General features: G+C 65.4%; 15 protein-coding genes. 4 read left to right on the top strand and 11 right to left on the bottom strand.

Annotated elements, in window-relative coordinates:
- Positions 1-4: 4 nt before the first annotated feature.
- From ASE95_RS00605 to ASE95_RS00575, 7 genes are read right to left on the bottom strand one after another with little or no spacing between them, the layout of a single operon-like run.
- Positions 5-769 carry a HesA/MoeB/ThiF family protein gene (locus ASE95_RS00605; protein ID WP_056630024.1) on the bottom strand — a complete coding sequence of 255 codons (765 nt, stop codon included), beginning with the start codon at positions 767-769 and terminating at the stop codon, positions 5-7.
- Positions 766-1128, bottom strand: coding sequence for a hypothetical protein (locus ASE95_RS00600; protein ID WP_056630021.1), 363 nt, complete (start codon positions 1126-1128; stop codon positions 766-768). Before ASE95_RS00600 ends, ASE95_RS00605 begins: the two co-directional genes overlap by 4 nt.
- Positions 1125-1574 (bottom strand): dUTP diphosphatase, encoded by a 450-nt coding sequence (dut, locus tag ASE95_RS00595; protein ID WP_056630017.1) that lies wholly within the window; start codon positions 1572-1574, stop codon positions 1125-1127. The genes ASE95_RS00600 and dut overlap by 4 nt, the downstream gene beginning before the upstream one ends.
- The gene (gene coaBC / locus ASE95_RS00590) at positions 1564-2745 is read right to left on the bottom strand and encodes a bifunctional phosphopantothenoylcysteine decarboxylase/phosphopantothenate--cysteine ligase CoaBC (RefSeq protein ID WP_056630014.1); all 1182 of its coding nucleotides are present in this window, start codon (positions 2743-2745) and stop codon (positions 1564-1566) included. The genes dut and coaBC overlap by 11 nt, the downstream gene beginning before the upstream one ends.
- Positions 2742-3791 carry a hypothetical protein gene (locus ASE95_RS00585; RefSeq protein ID WP_056630010.1) on the bottom strand — a complete coding sequence of 350 codons (1050 nt, stop codon included), beginning with the start codon at positions 3789-3791 and terminating at the stop codon, positions 2742-2744. Before ASE95_RS00585 ends, coaBC begins: the two co-directional genes overlap by 4 nt.
- The gene (gene ubiB, locus ASE95_RS00580; protein ID WP_056630007.1) at positions 3785-5323 is read right to left on the bottom strand and encodes a 2-polyprenylphenol 6-hydroxylase; all 1539 of its coding nucleotides are present in this window, start codon (positions 5321-5323) and stop codon (positions 3785-3787) included. The genes ASE95_RS00585 and ubiB overlap by 7 nt, the downstream gene beginning before the upstream one ends.
- A complete protein-coding gene (locus tag ASE95_RS00575; protein ID WP_056630005.1) occupies positions 5320-6051 on the bottom strand; it encodes a class I SAM-dependent methyltransferase in 732 nt (243 codons plus the stop codon). Before ASE95_RS00575 ends, ubiB begins: the two co-directional genes overlap by 4 nt.
- 46 nt (positions 6052-6097) lie before the next feature.
- On the opposite strand from ASE95_RS00575, the gene mutM reads away from it, so the two are divergent.
- The 3 genes from mutM to dnaA all read left to right on the top strand — a co-directional run bounded on the left by mutM (position 6098) and on the right by dnaA (position 9112).
- A complete protein-coding gene (mutM, locus tag ASE95_RS00570) occupies positions 6098-6913 on the top strand; it encodes a bifunctional DNA-formamidopyrimidine glycosylase/DNA-(apurinic or apyrimidinic site) lyase (protein WP_056630002.1) in 816 nt (271 codons plus the stop codon).
- Positions 6914-7011: 98 nt separating this feature from the next.
- Positions 7012-7275 (top strand): 30S ribosomal protein S20, encoded by a 264-nt coding sequence (gene rpsT, locus ASE95_RS00565; RefSeq protein ID WP_056629997.1) that lies wholly within the window; start codon positions 7012-7014, stop codon positions 7273-7275.
- 460 nt (positions 7276-7735) lie between these two features.
- Positions 7736-9112, top strand: a complete 1377-nt coding sequence (dnaA, locus tag ASE95_RS00560; RefSeq protein WP_235528106.1) for a chromosomal replication initiator protein DnaA — start codon at positions 7736-7738, stop codon at positions 9110-9112.
- A 16-nt stretch (positions 9113-9128) separates the two neighbouring features.
- On the opposite strand, the gene ASE95_RS00555 is transcribed toward dnaA, so the two are convergent.
- From ASE95_RS00555 to secB, 4 genes are all read right to left on the bottom strand, one after another.
- On the bottom strand, positions 9129-9413 hold the full coding sequence (locus ASE95_RS00555; protein ID WP_056629995.1) for a PspC domain-containing protein: 285 nt from the start codon (positions 9411-9413) through the stop codon (positions 9129-9131).
- A gap of 151 nt (positions 9414-9564) precedes the next feature.
- A complete protein-coding gene (gene trpS, locus ASE95_RS00550) occupies positions 9565-10572 on the bottom strand; it encodes a tryptophan--tRNA ligase (RefSeq protein WP_056632804.1) in 1008 nt (335 codons plus the stop codon).
- Between the two features lie 5 nt (positions 10573-10577).
- Positions 10578-12167, bottom strand: coding sequence for a murein biosynthesis integral membrane protein MurJ (gene murJ, locus ASE95_RS00545; RefSeq protein ID WP_056629993.1), 1590 nt, complete (start codon positions 12165-12167; stop codon positions 10578-10580).
- A 27-nt stretch (positions 12168-12194) separates the two neighbouring features.
- On the bottom strand, positions 12195-12698 hold the full coding sequence (secB, locus tag ASE95_RS00540; RefSeq protein WP_056629990.1) for a protein-export chaperone SecB: 504 nt from the start codon (positions 12696-12698) through the stop codon (positions 12195-12197).
- A 170-nt stretch (positions 12699-12868) separates the two neighbouring features.
- On the opposite strand from secB, the gene ASE95_RS00535 reads away from it, so the two are divergent.
- Positions 12869-13513: a Tim44/TimA family putative adaptor protein gene (locus ASE95_RS00535; protein ID WP_156347899.1), complete on the top strand. Its 645-nt coding sequence runs from the start codon at positions 12869-12871 to the stop codon at positions 13511-13513.
- Positions 13514-13527: the final 14 nt, after the last annotated feature.

Below are 13527 nucleotides of genomic sequence, written 5' to 3'. Positions count from 1 at the left end.
CCTCCTACCCGCGTGTCGCGCCACATGCGCGACACGCGGGGTCCGGCGGCAGCGCCAGCGTGCGGAAACGCAACGACAACATGTCGAGCAGCATGACCCGCCCGGCGCTGTCGTCGCCGAACGGCGCGATCTGACGGATCGCCTCAAGCGCGGCGATGCTGCCGACGATCCCGGTGACCGGGCCCAGCACGCCTTCTTCGGCGCAGGTCAGCGCATCGCGCGCTGGCGCGTCGCCGACGAAGCAGCGATAGCAGGGACGATCGGCCTCCCACCCGCGGTACACGCCGACCTGCCCCTCGAACCGACCGACGGCCGCGGACACGAGCGGGATGCGCCGCGCCAGCGCCGCGTCGGCGACGAGCAACCGCGTCTCGAAATTGTCGCAGCCGTCGACCACCACGGTCGGCTGGTCGCCGAACAGCGCGTCGACATTATCCGCACCGATTCGCGTCACGCGCGCGACGACCTCGACATGCGGGTTCAGCTGCGCGGCCGCTTCCGCCGCCAGTTCGGCCTTGAACCGACCGACGTCACCGGTGACGAACAGGGTCTGGCGTTGCAGGTTGCTAAGATCGACGCGATCGTCGTCGACGATTGTCAGACGCCCGATCCCCGCCGCGGCGAGATACTGGATCACCGGCGAACCGATCCCGCCCGCACCGATCACGACGACATGCGCGCGCGCTAGCCGCAACTGCCCCGCGCCGCCGATTTCCGGCAGCACGATGTGCCGGGCGTATCGTGCGAGCTCGTCGGGACCGAGCGTCATGGCCGGGGCAGCGCCACGCTCGTCTGGTACCAGGTGTCCACCGCCGGCGGACGGACCGCGTCCCGCGCCGCGCGCAGCACGATGCCGGCGGCGAATTGTTCGACTGTCGGGCAGCCGATCGCGCGCGGCACGATCCGGCGGACGCGGCCGTTCGCACCCACCAGCACAGCCAGTTCCAATGCGACATTTTCCTTGGGAAGCGTGCATCGCGCTTCACGAACCTCGTTGCGGACGAACTCCGCAAATTGCGGCGGCACCGTCGCCGAGGGGGGGAGGCGCAGATGCGGCAACGGCTCCCAGTCCGACGGGGGTGTCATCGGTAGTGCTTGTCCGACAAGAAGCAGCGCGGCGATCATCATCGTCCGGTCGATCCGAACCCGCCTTCGCCGCGGTCGGTGGCATCCAGCACGTCGACCTCGATCAATGTCGCCCGCAGCACGGGCGCGGGAACCAGCTGGGCGATCCGCTCGCCACGCCGCACCTCGAATGGCGCTTGGCCAAGATTGGCAAGGATTACCTTCACTTCGCCGCGATAATCCTCATCGATCGTGCCAGGTGTGTTGAGGCAGGTAACGCCATGCTTCAGCGCCAGACCGGAACGCGGTCTCACCTGAACCTCGTAACCTTCCGGAATCGCGATGGCAAATCCGGTGGCGACCGCGCGTCGCTCCCCCGGCGCCAGCGTCACGTCCTCCGCCGCGACCACGTCCATGCCGGCCGCGCCTGCGGTCGCATAGGCGGGCAGGGTCAGGCCCTCGCCATGCGGCAGGCGGCGCATTGCGATCGGTATCGTTTCACAAGGCATCGGAAATCCTGTCGGCAAGTCGTTCGGCTACTTCGGATTTTGGCAGGCGCTCCCAGCTTTCGACACCGGCGTCCGAAACCAGATGCACGCTATTGGCCTCACCTCCCATCACGTCGCCCGACACGTCGTTGGCGACGATCCAGTCCGCTCCCTTGCGTTCCCGCTTGGCGATGGCGTGGTTCAGGACGTGCTCGGTTTCGGCTGCGAAACCAACGACCAAGCGGGGTCGTCGCGGATCGCGCGCCACCATTGCGAGGATGTCGACATTGGGCACGAGGTTCAGTGGCAGCGCCCGGTCTTCACCCTTCTTGCGCTTCTGCACCGCGACATCCTCAACACGCCAATCGGCGACCGCCGCCACCATCACCGCGGCATCGGCGGGCAACATCGCCTTCGTGGCTGCGAACATTTGATCCGCGGTTTCAACGTCATACCGGTCGACATCGCGCGGCGTCGGCAAATCGACCGGTCCCGCGATCAGCGAAACCCGCGCACCTCGACCGGCCAGTGCGGCGGCGATGGCGAACCCCTGTTTGCCCGACGATCGATTAGCGATGTAGCGCACGGGGTCGATCGGCTCGTGGGTTGGTCCGGCAGTGACGATAATATGCTTGCCTGTCAGTGCTTTAGGCGACGGCATTCGTAATGCCTCTTCGATCCGCGCAAGGATGGCGGCAGGCTCGGGTAGGCGTCCCGGGCCATATTCACCGCACGCCATCGCGCCTTCGTCCGGCTCCATGACGTGAAGCCCGTCCGCGCGTAGCGTGGCGACGTTGCGGCGCGTGGCGGGATGCTGCCACATGCGGACGTTCATCGCCGGGGCCATCAGCACCGGCTTGTCGGTGGCGAGCAGCAACGTGGTGGCAAGATCGTTCGCCAAGCCACTGGCCGCGCGGGCGATCAGATCAGCGGTTGCGGGGGCAACGACGAGCAGGTCGGCTTCACGGCTGAGCCGGATATGGCCCATCTCCGCTTCGTCCTTCAGGTCCCACAATGTTGTGTGAACCTTGTTTTCGGTCAGCGCGGCCAGCGTCATCGCGGTGACGAAATGCGCGCCGCCGTCGGTCAGTACGCAACGGACGTCATGCCCCGCAGCACGTAGGCCACGGATAAGCTCGCAGGATTTGTAAGCGGCGATGCCGCCACCGACGATCAGGAGGATCCGGCTCATCGCGTCACCCTTGTTACGGTTATCCGCCGCCTGTCGAGTGCGGCGCGCGCCAACTCGCCGATGCTTCCCGCCGCCAGCGCCAGGCCCGGCGCGGCTAGCGGTGCGATCAGCGTCGCGCACCGAAGCCCCATGATCCCGTCGAGCGCCACGCCGCCGATCATCACCGCCATCACGCGAACGCCGATCGTGTCGCCGATGCTCGTCCAGCCGATCGCCGACATCAGCAGCAACGGCGCAGCGATCGGGGCGCCAAACGTCGGGAAAGCCGCACCGACAAGTCGCGCAAGCGCATTCCCTTCCGCACCAACTGCATGGTCGGATAGAACGACGCCTTGCAACGCGTTGAGATGCAGCACGAAAATGCTCGACGCGACCGTCAACGCGCCAAGCCAGGCGCCAGCCTCCCGCCGCGATCCATCGATCAGCGCCGACACGCCCATCACGACGATCGTGACCAGGGCCGCAGGGTCGAGCAGCGCGGCCGAGCAGGCGATCGCGCTCGCCGCGACGTAGCGATCGTGCCGGCGCGCCACGATCGCGATGGCCGACAAGGTCGCCGCCGCGCCCGCATGCGGCGCTGTCATCCACAGCCCGGCCGTCGCAACGATGCCGCCGGCGAGCAAGCTGACCACCATCACCACCCCCGACGCGCGCGCGAACAATCCCCCCAGACGCAGCCCGCCCGTCCACAGCAACGCCGTCAACGCCGCGGCGATCAGGCCCATTGTGGCCCCGCGCGGCAGCGCGGCTTCGATCACCGCCAGCGGCGCCGGTAGCGCCATCGCGGCATATGCATCGGGCTCAGTCCGCAGCAAATCGCGCGTGGATTCATAGAATTCGCCGCCATGCCGGATCGCCGCCACGATCGCATCGTGGAGGAATTCGGGCATGGTCGGTGCAGACGAAGCGATGATCGCAGCCACGATCAGCAGCACTGTCCAACCCGTCAGCACGAGGCGCGCGTCGCGCCTGCCGAGCCCCGCCACGCGGCTCGGGATCGTCAGCCATCGCCCGGCCGTACCATGCGCCGGGCGAACGCCTACCATCCGGCCGCCAGCATCATACCCGCGATCCCCGCGGCGACCCCGATCGCGCCGGCCAGCGCGTAGCGCCAGCCACCACCGACCCGTACCCGCTCGATCTCGCGCAATGGCGGGCGCGGCGGAGCGCCACCCGGTGCAGGATAGCGCGCCTCGATCCGGCGGACGAGATCGGGTAGCCGCGCGAGCGTCCGCACGTCCGCCACCAAGCGGTCCGCCAACGCCGCCTCCGGCCCTAATTCGGTGCGGATCCAGTCTTCTACCAGCGGGGCAGCGGTCACCCACAGGTTGATGTCGGGGTCCAGCCCGGTCGCTACCCCTTCAACCATCACCATTGTTTTTTGCAGGAGCAGCAGGTGCGGTTGCGTCACCATGTCGAAGTCACGGGTGATGCCGAACAGGCCGTCGAGCATCATGCCGATCGACATGTCCTTGACCGGCAACCCCCGCATCGGCTCTCCCACGGCGCGAAGTGCGGTGGCGAACTCCTCGACGCTGTGATGCGAGGGCACGTATTGCGCCTCGAAGTGTATCTCGGCCACACGGCGGTAATTGCCGGTAATCAGGCCGTACAGGATCTCCGCCAGCCAGACGCGCGCGCGTCGATCGATCCGTCCCATGATGCCGAAATCGATCGCCGCGACCCGGTTGCCAGGCAGTGCGAAAAGATTGCCCTGATGCATGTCCGCGTGGAAGAACCCGTCGGCGATCGCCTGACGCAGGAAAGCGTGGACCAGCACGCGCGCCAGTTCGGGCAGATCGTAACCTGCTGCCCGCAACGCCGCACGATCGCTCAATTTGATGCCGTCGATCCATTCGATCGTCAGCACCTTGCCGGTGGTGCGCGCCCAGTCGACGGCAGGCACAAAAAATTCCGGCTCCGACGTCATGGTTTCCGCGAGCTCGGAAGCCGAAGCCGCCTCGCGCGTGAAATTCAGCTCGCGCGCGGTCCAGCGCTTGAACGTCTCGATCACCAGCCGTGGCTGCAGTCGCGCGATTTCGCCGCCCATCGGCTCGATCTGTGCGGCGGCCCATTCGTAGGTCGCAATCGCGCGCGCGAAATCTTCCTCGACGCCGGGACGCAGCACCTTCACCGCAACCTGACGCCCGTCGAGCGTGATGGCGCGATGAACCTGCGCGATCGACGCTGCGCCGACCGGTTCCGGTTCAATATGAGAGAACAGCCGGTCCAGCGGACGCCCGAAGCTGGCGCGCATCGTTTGTTCGATCACGGTGAACGGTACTGGCGGTACTGCGTCCTGCAGTCGGAGCAGGTCAGCCGCAGCCGCGTCACCAACGAGATCGGGCCGAGTCGCCAGCGTCTGGCCCAATTTGATCGCGGCCGGCCCGAGCGCCTCGAACGCATCGGCATAGCGCGGTACGTCGGGAACGCGCGCGCCGAAGCGGGCAAGCCTCAACAATCGCCGCAAGCGCGGGGGCGTGTTGAGGTCACGCTCCAATCCCCGCAGCGCGCCGTGGCGCGCGAGGATCCGACCCCATTTCAGAAGCCTCCAGCCATGAACCAGCGAGGAGGTCAAATCTTCCAGCCGCTGTGGATCGCGACCAGCCCGCCCATGATCGGCTCGACCCTGGTCTGCACGAAGCCAGCCTCCGCGATCATCCGCTCGAACGCCGGCATGTCCGGGAACCGGCGGATCGACTCAACGAGGTACCGATAGCTGTCCGCGTCGTTGGCGAGCAACTGGCCAAGCCGCGGTACCAGATGATGCGAATATGCGTCATAGGCTTCGGAGAAGCCCGGCCAGACGTTGGTCGAGAACTCCAGGCAGAAGAAGCGCCCGCCGCGGCGCAGGACACGATGCGCCTCCCGCAAGGCCGAAGGGATATCGGTCACGTTGCGGATGCCGAACGCGATCGTGTACGCATCGAAGAAGCGGTCCGGAAACGTCAAAGTCTCGGCATTGGCCTCCGTCCAGACTAGGCCATCCAGTCCACGCTGCTGCGCCCGATCGATACCGACCTCAAGCATTTCCGGGTTGATGTCCGCGACGGTGATCGCCGCCCCGCTTTCGGCGAGCCGGAACGCGATGTCGCCGGTGCCACCCGCCATGTCGAGGATCTGCTCGTGCGCGCGTGGCTTCACGCGGCGAACGAACCGATCCTTCCACAGCCGGTGCATGCCCCCGGACATGGCGTCGTTCATCAAGTCGTAGCGGCTGGCGACGTTGGAGAAAACTCCCCGGACGCGGGCGGTCTTCTCGGTCGGGCTGACATCTTCGTAGCCGAAGGATACGGTTTCGTTCATGCCCGTCGCTCTAGCGGCCCCGCCGCCGAGGGGCTAGGGGGCGTCGATGCCGGAATTGCCAGAGGTCGAAACCACCGTGCGCGGGCTGCGCCCCGTGCTGGAGGGGCAGATGCTGAGACGGGTCGATGCCCGGCGGAGCGATCTGCGCCGGCCGTTCCCGGTGGACTTGCGACAACGACTGACGGGTGCGCGCGTGGTCGCGCTGGGTCGACGTGCGAAATACGGGCTGATCGAGACCGACCGCGGCGACTCGCTGATCTTCCATCTCGGCATGTCAGGGCGGTGGCGCGTCGATCCCGGCGACTTGATGATCCACGACCACCTCATCATCGAAACAGATGAGGGGCGTCGACTGGCCCTCAACGATCCGCGGCGGTTCGGCTCGATCGATTTGTGGCGCAGTGACGATGTCGCGGCATTTCCGGCGTTCCGCTCGCTCGGCCCCGAACCGTTGGGCGACGGCTTCACCGCCGAGTACTTGCACACCGTCCTGACCGGTCGGCGCTTGTCGATCAAGCTGGCGCTTCTCGATCAGCGGATCGTTGCCGGACTCGGCAATATCTACGTGTGCGAGGCTCTCCATCACGCGCGCATCGATCCACGGATGGCGGCGGGCGCGCTGGACGAGGCAGCGCTTGCGCGTCTCGTACCTGCCGTCCGCGACGTATTGGAGGCCGCGATCGACGCCGGCGGGTCGTCCTTACGCGATTACGCGCGTCCGGACGGCGAACTCGGCTATTTCTCCAAGCAATTCGCTGTTTATGGACGTTCGGGCGAACCATGTGCGTGCGGTGGGGTCGTCACGCGGTATGTAGAGGGCGGACGCTCGACCTTCTGGTGCCCTTGCTGCCAGCAGAGTTGACGCTGTCGTCCCTGCGGGGTATGGGCCGCGCCTTACGAGGGTGCAGGGTTTCCCGGCTTCCCTTTTCCATCGATTCGTAAACTTTTCAGAGGACGTTCATGGCGAACACGCCGCAAGCCAAGAAGCGCATCCGTCGCAACCAGCGCCGGGCCGAAATCAATGGTGCCCGCGTTGGCCGCATCCGCACCTTCGTGAAGAAGGTCGAGGCGGCACTCGCGTCGGGTGACAAGACGGCGGCGGCCACCGCACTCGCTGCGGCGCAGCCTGAAATGGCACGCGGCGTGGCCAAGGGTGTGCTTCACCGGAACACTGCCTCGCGCAAGTTTTCGCGACTGACCAAGCGCGTGGCCGCGCTGGCCTGACCCACTGCCGGTTCGGTAAGCAGAACGCCCGTCGGGACATCCCGGCGGGCGTTTTTGTGCGTGTCGCATTGCCACTCAGGAACAAAAAGGAGCCATCGCGAAAGCCGTGGATTCCCTGCGATTCGCGATTGTGCCCGTCCGCGAGGTTGGCAAGAAAGACAGTTCTATCAAAGGCTTATCAGAAATATGACGCATTTGTGCCGCTGGTGACGAGTCAATCCGCTTTATTTCGGAATCGTACCCGTCGGCGGGGTTGATCGACTCCGCTTCCTGTTCCTAATCCTGTCGCACCGCGGCGCCGTTCGAGCAGCGCGGAACAAGGACACCGTCTGAAGGGCCGACGCGCAAGGGGGCGCGGGCAGGGGGACGTTTGACTTTGCTGATGTGGAAACCGCGAACGAACGTGTTCGCGGTGATGGGAGACGTATGCGTGACGCAATCTGATGGACAGGGAAGTGGGATGAGCGAATTGGCACGGGCCTGGGCCCGGGTCCGCGCCAACCTGCGCCGGTCCGCGGGCGCACGCGTGTTCGACCAGTGGCTGGCACCGATCACGCTGGTCGACGGGGACGACCAAACCGACGTTCGCCTGACGCTCCCCTCCGCCTTCATGACCAACTGGGTGAAAAGCCACTACGCCGAGCGACTAGTCCATGAGTTTCGCGCCGTTCTCCCGGGTGTGCGCAGCGTCGCGATCGACACCGCCCCGCGGATCGCAGCCCCGATGGTGCTGGCAGCGCCTGCCGCCGTCGTGGCGGCCCCTGTGCCGCTGTCCGCCCCCCCAGTGGCCGCGGCCGCGCCGGTCGGTGCGGAGCGCCCGCTGCTGGACCCGCGGCTCAACTTCGGGCGGTTCGTCGTCGATCCGTCGAACGTGGTGGCGCTGAACGCGGCGCGCGCACTGGCCGAACGCGGTCCGGTCCGCTTCAGCCCGTTGTTCCTCCATGGCGGGACGGGGCAGGGCAAGACCCATTTGTTGAACGCCATCGCCCACGACTTCCTGGCGGCGCATCCCGGTGCGCGGGTCATGCTGCTGTCCGCAGAGCGCTTCATGTTCGAGTTCGTCGCGGCGATGCGGTCGCGCGACACCTTCGCGTTCAAGGCAAAGTTGCGTGGGTGCGATCTGCTGCTGATCGACGATCTGCAATTCATCGCCGGCAAGGACGTCACGCAGGACGAATTCTTCCATACGATCAACGAGATCATCACTGCCGGCAAGCGGCTGGTGATCGCAGCCGATCGTGCTCCACAGGCCCTCGACGGCGTGGAATCGAGGATCATCGGGCGGCTGGGCTCGGGGCTGGTCGTGGACATCCGGCCTTCGTCGCCCGAATTGCGTCGTGAAGTGCTGTCGCGCCGGGTCGCCGATACACCCGACCTGCGCGTGCCGGACGATGTGCTGGATCTGCTCGCCACGCGGATGACGAGCAACATTCGCGAGCTCGAAGGCGCGCTGACCCGCGTCACCGCCTATGCCATGCTGACCGGCGCGACCATCGACCTCGAATTCGCGACGCAGACGCTGGGCGACATGCTGCGTGGACACCAGCGCCGGGTAACCATCGATCAAATCCAGAAGCTGGTGTGCGAGCATTTCGAACTCAAGCCTATCGACCTGATCTCTGCCCGCCGCGCGCGCGCGGTGGCCCGCCCGCGCCAGATCGCCATGTATCTGGCCAAGCGGCTGACCACGCGCTCGCTTCCGGAGATCGGACGTAAGTTCGGAGGGCGCGATCATTCGACGGTGATCCACGCCGTGCGCCGCATCGAAGGACTGCGTGACACCGATCGGGACGTCGACCTCGCGGTTCGTATGCTGTTGGGTCAACTCGAAAACTGACCCGGTCGCGCGATGCTCAAGCCGCCTTCCGAAACTCCGTGTCGATCGAGCCCGTCGCTGACGTGGATGGTGCGGCATTGATCGACGAAGGTTTGGGGTTGGGAACGATCAGGCGGCTGACGAGCACGACTACGCCCAGCGCCGCGTAGGTCGTCAGCACCTTTTCAAGATCGAAGAGCAGCGCGATCGCAAGGGCGAGGCGCAGCCACACCGGATTGACGCCGAAATCCTCGCCGAGCGCGGCGCAAATGCCAAACAGGTTGTCGCGGGCGGCGGCATGGGCGGCAGCGTGATCGATCATGTTTGGCTCCGTTGATGTACGGAGTTCAACGCAAGACCGATGCCAGATGCAGAAAAGCTCGCATATCCGCGCGCTGCGCCGGTGCGACGGGAAGATGCGCCGCGTCATACGCCATTTCTTGGCGTGGCACGCGGCGTCGTTTGCCAACCAGCTAGATCATTAACCCCATGGCTTCCTGGGCGCGGCGCAGCGTCGATCCTGCCATTGCGCTTGCTCGTTCAGCACCGTCACGCAGCAAAGCATCGATTGCGCCACGATCGTTGAGCAACCGCACGACCTCGTCGCGGATCGGACCCAGTTTCGCCACCGCCAGGTCGGCCAGGTCCGGCTTGAAGTGGCCAAAGCCCTTTCCGGCATAATCCGCCAGCACCGCATCACTCGTTCGATCGTCCAACGCCGCAAAGATCGTGATCAGATTGCGCGCCTCGGGGCGGCTCTCCAATTCGGCCATTGTCGCGGGCAGCAGGTCGGGATCGGTCTTGGCCTTGCGGAACTTGTCGGCGATGACCTCGTCACTATCGACGAGCTTCACCAGCGATTGCTCGGACGGATTCGACTTCGACATCTTCGCGTTCGCATCGCGCAACGACATGATGCGGGGCGCGGCCTTGCTGATCAAAGGCTCCGGAAGCGTGAACAGGTCCACGCCGAAGTCGGTGTTGAACTTGGTGGCGATGTCGCGGGTCAGTTCCAGATGCTGCTTCTGGTCCTCCCCCACGGGCACGTGGGTCGCGTTGTAGAGCAGGACGTCGGCAGCCATCAGCACCGGGTAGTCATAGAGCCCGACCGAGGCGCCTTCCCGATTTTTGCCTGCCTTGTCCTTGAACTGCGTCATGCGGTTGAGCCAACCGACCCGAGCAACGTTGTTCAGCAACCAGGCCAGTTCGGCATGCGCTGATACCCGGGCCTGATTGAACACGATCGATCGCGCCGGATCGATCCCGGATGCGATCAGCGTAGCAGTCATCTCGATCGTGTTGGCGGTCATCTCGGCGGGCGCGATGAACTCGGTCAGGCCGTGGAGATCGGCGATGAAGTAGATCGTCTCCCCACCCGATGCCTGGATCTCGTCCTGCATCGCCACCCATTGCTTCACCGCGCCCAGATAATTGCCGAGGTGCAGGTTGCCGGTGGGTTTGATGCCGGAGAGAACACGCATGCTGGTCATCGGGAAGAGGCTCTTCGACGCAGGAGGGAACGAATGTCGGACAAGCCATACGCGCCAGTGACGAAACAGGCGAGGACGTAGATTGCCACTCCCGCGCCGACCAGCGTCGTCAGCGCAAGCGCGCGGGCGATCAGCGGACCCGTCAAATATGAATCGACCAATGGGCCGACCAGCAACAACGCACCGCCCATCAACAATGCTGCGAGCGCCAGCCGCGGCACCTTGCGCCTGACCTGTGGGTCGATCGTGAAATGACCACGTCGCGCGAGAACGGTGTACAGCGAGGCGACGTTGACGGTCGACGCGATCGCTGTTGCCAGTGGCGGTCCCACCTGTCCGATGTTCCAGCGCGCAAGTGTCGGGATGAGGATGAGGTTGCCGACCAGATTGATCGCCACCGAATAAAGCGCAAGCCGTACCGGGGTTCTGGTGTCGGCGCGCGCATAGAAGCCGGGGGTCAGCACCTTGACCAGCACGTAGCTGGGTAGGCCGAGCGAGAATGCGGCCAGAGCCATCGCGGCGCGCGCCGTATCGTCGACGCCGAAGACACCGTGCTGGAACAACCCGCGCACGATGGGCTCGGCCGCGAAGACGAACGCTGCTGTAGCGGGCAGGGTAAGAAACAGCGCCAGTTCCAATCCCCGATTCTGCGTTTCCATCGCCTCGTCCTCGCGCCCTTCGGACAGCAACCGCGAGACGACGGGCAGCAGGATGGTGCCCAGCCCGATCCCGATCAGGCCGAGCGGCAACTGGTTGAGCCGATCCGCGTAATAGATCGCGGAGATCGACCCCGCTGAGAGCAGGCCGCCGGCCAGCGCAGTCGAAATCGCAAGGTTGATCTGCGCCGCGCCGGCGCCCGTCGCCGCCGGAACGATCAGCTTCAGCATCTGCTTCACGTCGTCGTCGATACGGGGCCGGCGCAGGGCAAGGCTGATGCCGGCGCGTCGACACGCCCACCATAGCCACGCAAGCTGCAACGCACCACCAGCAGTCACCGAGACCGCCTGAGCACGCGCGGTTTCATAGGGATCGTCGCCGTGGAAGAAGATCAACGCCGCGACCATCGCCACATTCAGCAGGATGGGCGCGGCCGCGTTGACCCAGAAGCGCTGCAGTGAGTTGAGGATGCCGCCCAGCAGAGACACCAGCGAGATCAGCAGAAGATAGGGAATGGTGAAACGCGACAGTGTGACCGCGAACGCAAATTGCTCCAGGGTAGGATGCTGCCGTCCGAAACCGCCTGACAATGCCCAGGTCAGCGGCGATGCCGCCGCCAGCATGATCGCGGTCATGACCAGCAGCACCGGGAAGAGCAGCGCCAGTGCACGCTCCGCGAAGTCGACGCCCGCCGCGGTTCCGCCGCCCTCGGCCACCTTGCGGTTGAACAATGGGATGAAGGCCGCCGAAAAGGCACCTTCCGCAAACAGCGCACGAAACATATTGGGCAGGCGAAATGCGACGAAAAAAGCGTCCGACGCGAAGCTTGCCCCGACGTAGCTGGCCTGGAGCGTGTCGCGGACGAGTGCCAGTACGCGGCTGACCAATGTCAGCCCGCCGACCGAGCCCAAAGCGCGGGCGAGGTTCATACGACGATCCCCGCCCGTATCCGGAACTCAGGCCTGGCCCAGGTCGTCACTGCCGAACTGAACGCCCTGTGCCTGCGCCTGCTGGAGGAACAGCGCGTTGAAGTCGATTGGCTCAAGCAGCAACGGCGGAAAACCGCCGTCACGGATTGCATCGGCGACGACCCGTCGTGCGAACGGGAACAGCAGCCGCGGGCCTTCGCCCAACAGGAAGGGCTGAACATGTTCCGCCGGCACGTTGCGCAGGCCGAACAGACCGGCGTAGGCAAGCTCGGCGATAAAGGCGGTCTTACCGCCGGTGGTGGCGCGAACCTCGATCTTCAGGGTCACTTCGTGTACTTCGTCGGCGACCTGTGCGGCGCCGATGTCGAACTGCACATTGATCTCCGGCTGCTGCGGTTCCTGGTAGACCGCAGGCGCATTCGGATTCTCGAACGACAGATCCTTCACATATTGCGAGATCAGCCCTGCTGCCGGCATCGTGTCGGCGCCGTTCGCCAGCGGCTCGCCGCCGGCATTGCCCAGTTCGTCCATCGTCGGTCCCCTAGTGTCATGCCACGGGCGCCGTCCGGCACCACGCGAAAGTGTGGCGCGGTTAGCAGCGCCCCGCCGCCGATACAATGCGGGATACAATGGTGGTCTCGGGCGATTTGATGTTAGGTGCCCACACGCCTATGTACGCACACCAGCCTACTGGAGTTGCCGTGTTCTACGTTGTCCTGCTTGCCATGGTCGCCGGCTTCCTTGCCCTGCGGCTCTATTCGGTTCTGGGCAAACGCTCCGGCCATGAACAGCCGTTGCCCAAACCAGCCGAGGAGCGGGTCGGCACCGTGGCCGCACCGCGAACGGTGGAGCGTGCTGCGGATGCTCGGGAATTGGCGGCTCGCCCGTTCGACAGTACGACCGAGCCAGGCTTGCGCGCGATCGTCGCAGCCGAGCCGCAGTTCGACGTCACTCGTTTTCTCGAGGGCGCAAAGTCGGCCTACCGCATGATCCTCGAAGCGTTCTGGCGTGGCGACGAGGAAGCGTTGCGCGGCTTGGTCAGCGATGATGTCCATGCGGCGTTCGCTGAGGCGATCGAGGCGCGACGCAGCCAAGGGCAGATCCTGGAGAATCGCCTGATTGCGATCGAACAGGCGACGATCGTCTCGGCAGCCGTTGCGGCGGGTGAGGCGCGTGTCGCAGTCCGTTTTGACGCGGATATCGCCGCAGTGACTCGCGACGCGGAAAGCAACGTGATCGGCGGTTCGACCAGCGACGCGGTTCAGACGCACGACGTATGGACGTTCGTTCGTACGGTACGCGCGTCCGATCCGAACTGGATCCTTGCCGACACCGACGAAGCCTGATCGCCGAAGAAGCA

This window comes from Sphingomonas sp. Leaf231, from assembly GCF_001421995.1.
Classification (GTDB): Bacteria; Pseudomonadota; Alphaproteobacteria; order Sphingomonadales; family Sphingomonadaceae; genus Sphingomonas.
Note: the sequence above shows the minus strand (reverse complement) of the source record. Positions and strands in the feature narration are given on the sequence as shown.

What these genes read in the sequence shown, in the direction of transcription:
- dut (WP_056630017.1), bottom strand. Translation starts at nt 1,574, where the DNA reads ATGCCTTGTGAAACGATACCGATCGCAATGCGCCGCCTGCCGCATGGC.
- ASE95_RS00585 (WP_056630010.1), bottom strand. Translation starts at nt 3,791, where the DNA reads ATGGTAGGCGTTCGCCCGGCGCATGGTACGGCCGGGCGATGGCTGACG.
- trpS (WP_056632804.1), bottom strand. Translation starts at nt 10,572, where the DNA reads ATGCGTGTTCTCTCCGGCATCAAACCCACCGGCAACCTGCACCTCGGC.
- rpsT (WP_056629997.1), top strand. Translation starts at nt 7,012, where the DNA reads ATGGCGAACACGCCGCAAGCCAAGAAGCGCATCCGTCGCAACCAGCGC.
- murJ (WP_056629993.1), bottom strand. Translation starts at nt 12,167, where the DNA reads ATGAACCTCGCCCGCGCTTTGGGCTCGGTCGGCGGGCTGACATTGGTC.
- dnaA (WP_235528106.1), top strand. Translation starts at nt 7,736, where the DNA reads ATGAGCGAATTGGCACGGGCCTGGGCCCGGGTCCGCGCCAACCTGCGC.
- ASE95_RS00605 (WP_056630024.1), bottom strand. Translation starts at nt 769, where the DNA reads ATGACGCTCGGTCCCGACGAGCTCGCACGATACGCCCGGCACATCGTG.
- ASE95_RS00600 (WP_056630021.1), bottom strand. Translation starts at nt 1,128, where the DNA reads ATGATGATCGCCGCGCTGCTTCTTGTCGGACAAGCACTACCGATGACA.
- mutM (WP_056630002.1), top strand. Translation starts at nt 6,098, where the DNA reads ATGCCGGAATTGCCAGAGGTCGAAACCACCGTGCGCGGGCTGCGCCCC.
- coaBC (WP_056630014.1), bottom strand. Translation starts at nt 2,745, where the DNA reads ATGAGCCGGATCCTCCTGATCGTCGGTGGCGGCATCGCCGCTTACAAA.
- ASE95_RS00575 (WP_056630005.1), bottom strand. Translation starts at nt 6,051, where the DNA reads ATGAACGAAACCGTATCCTTCGGCTACGAAGATGTCAGCCCGACCGAG.
- ASE95_RS00555 (WP_056629995.1), bottom strand. Translation starts at nt 9,413, where the DNA reads ATGATCGATCACGCTGCCGCCCATGCCGCCGCCCGCGACAACCTGTTT.
- secB (WP_056629990.1), bottom strand. Translation starts at nt 12,698, where the DNA reads ATGGACGAACTGGGCAATGCCGGCGGCGAGCCGCTGGCGAACGGCGCC.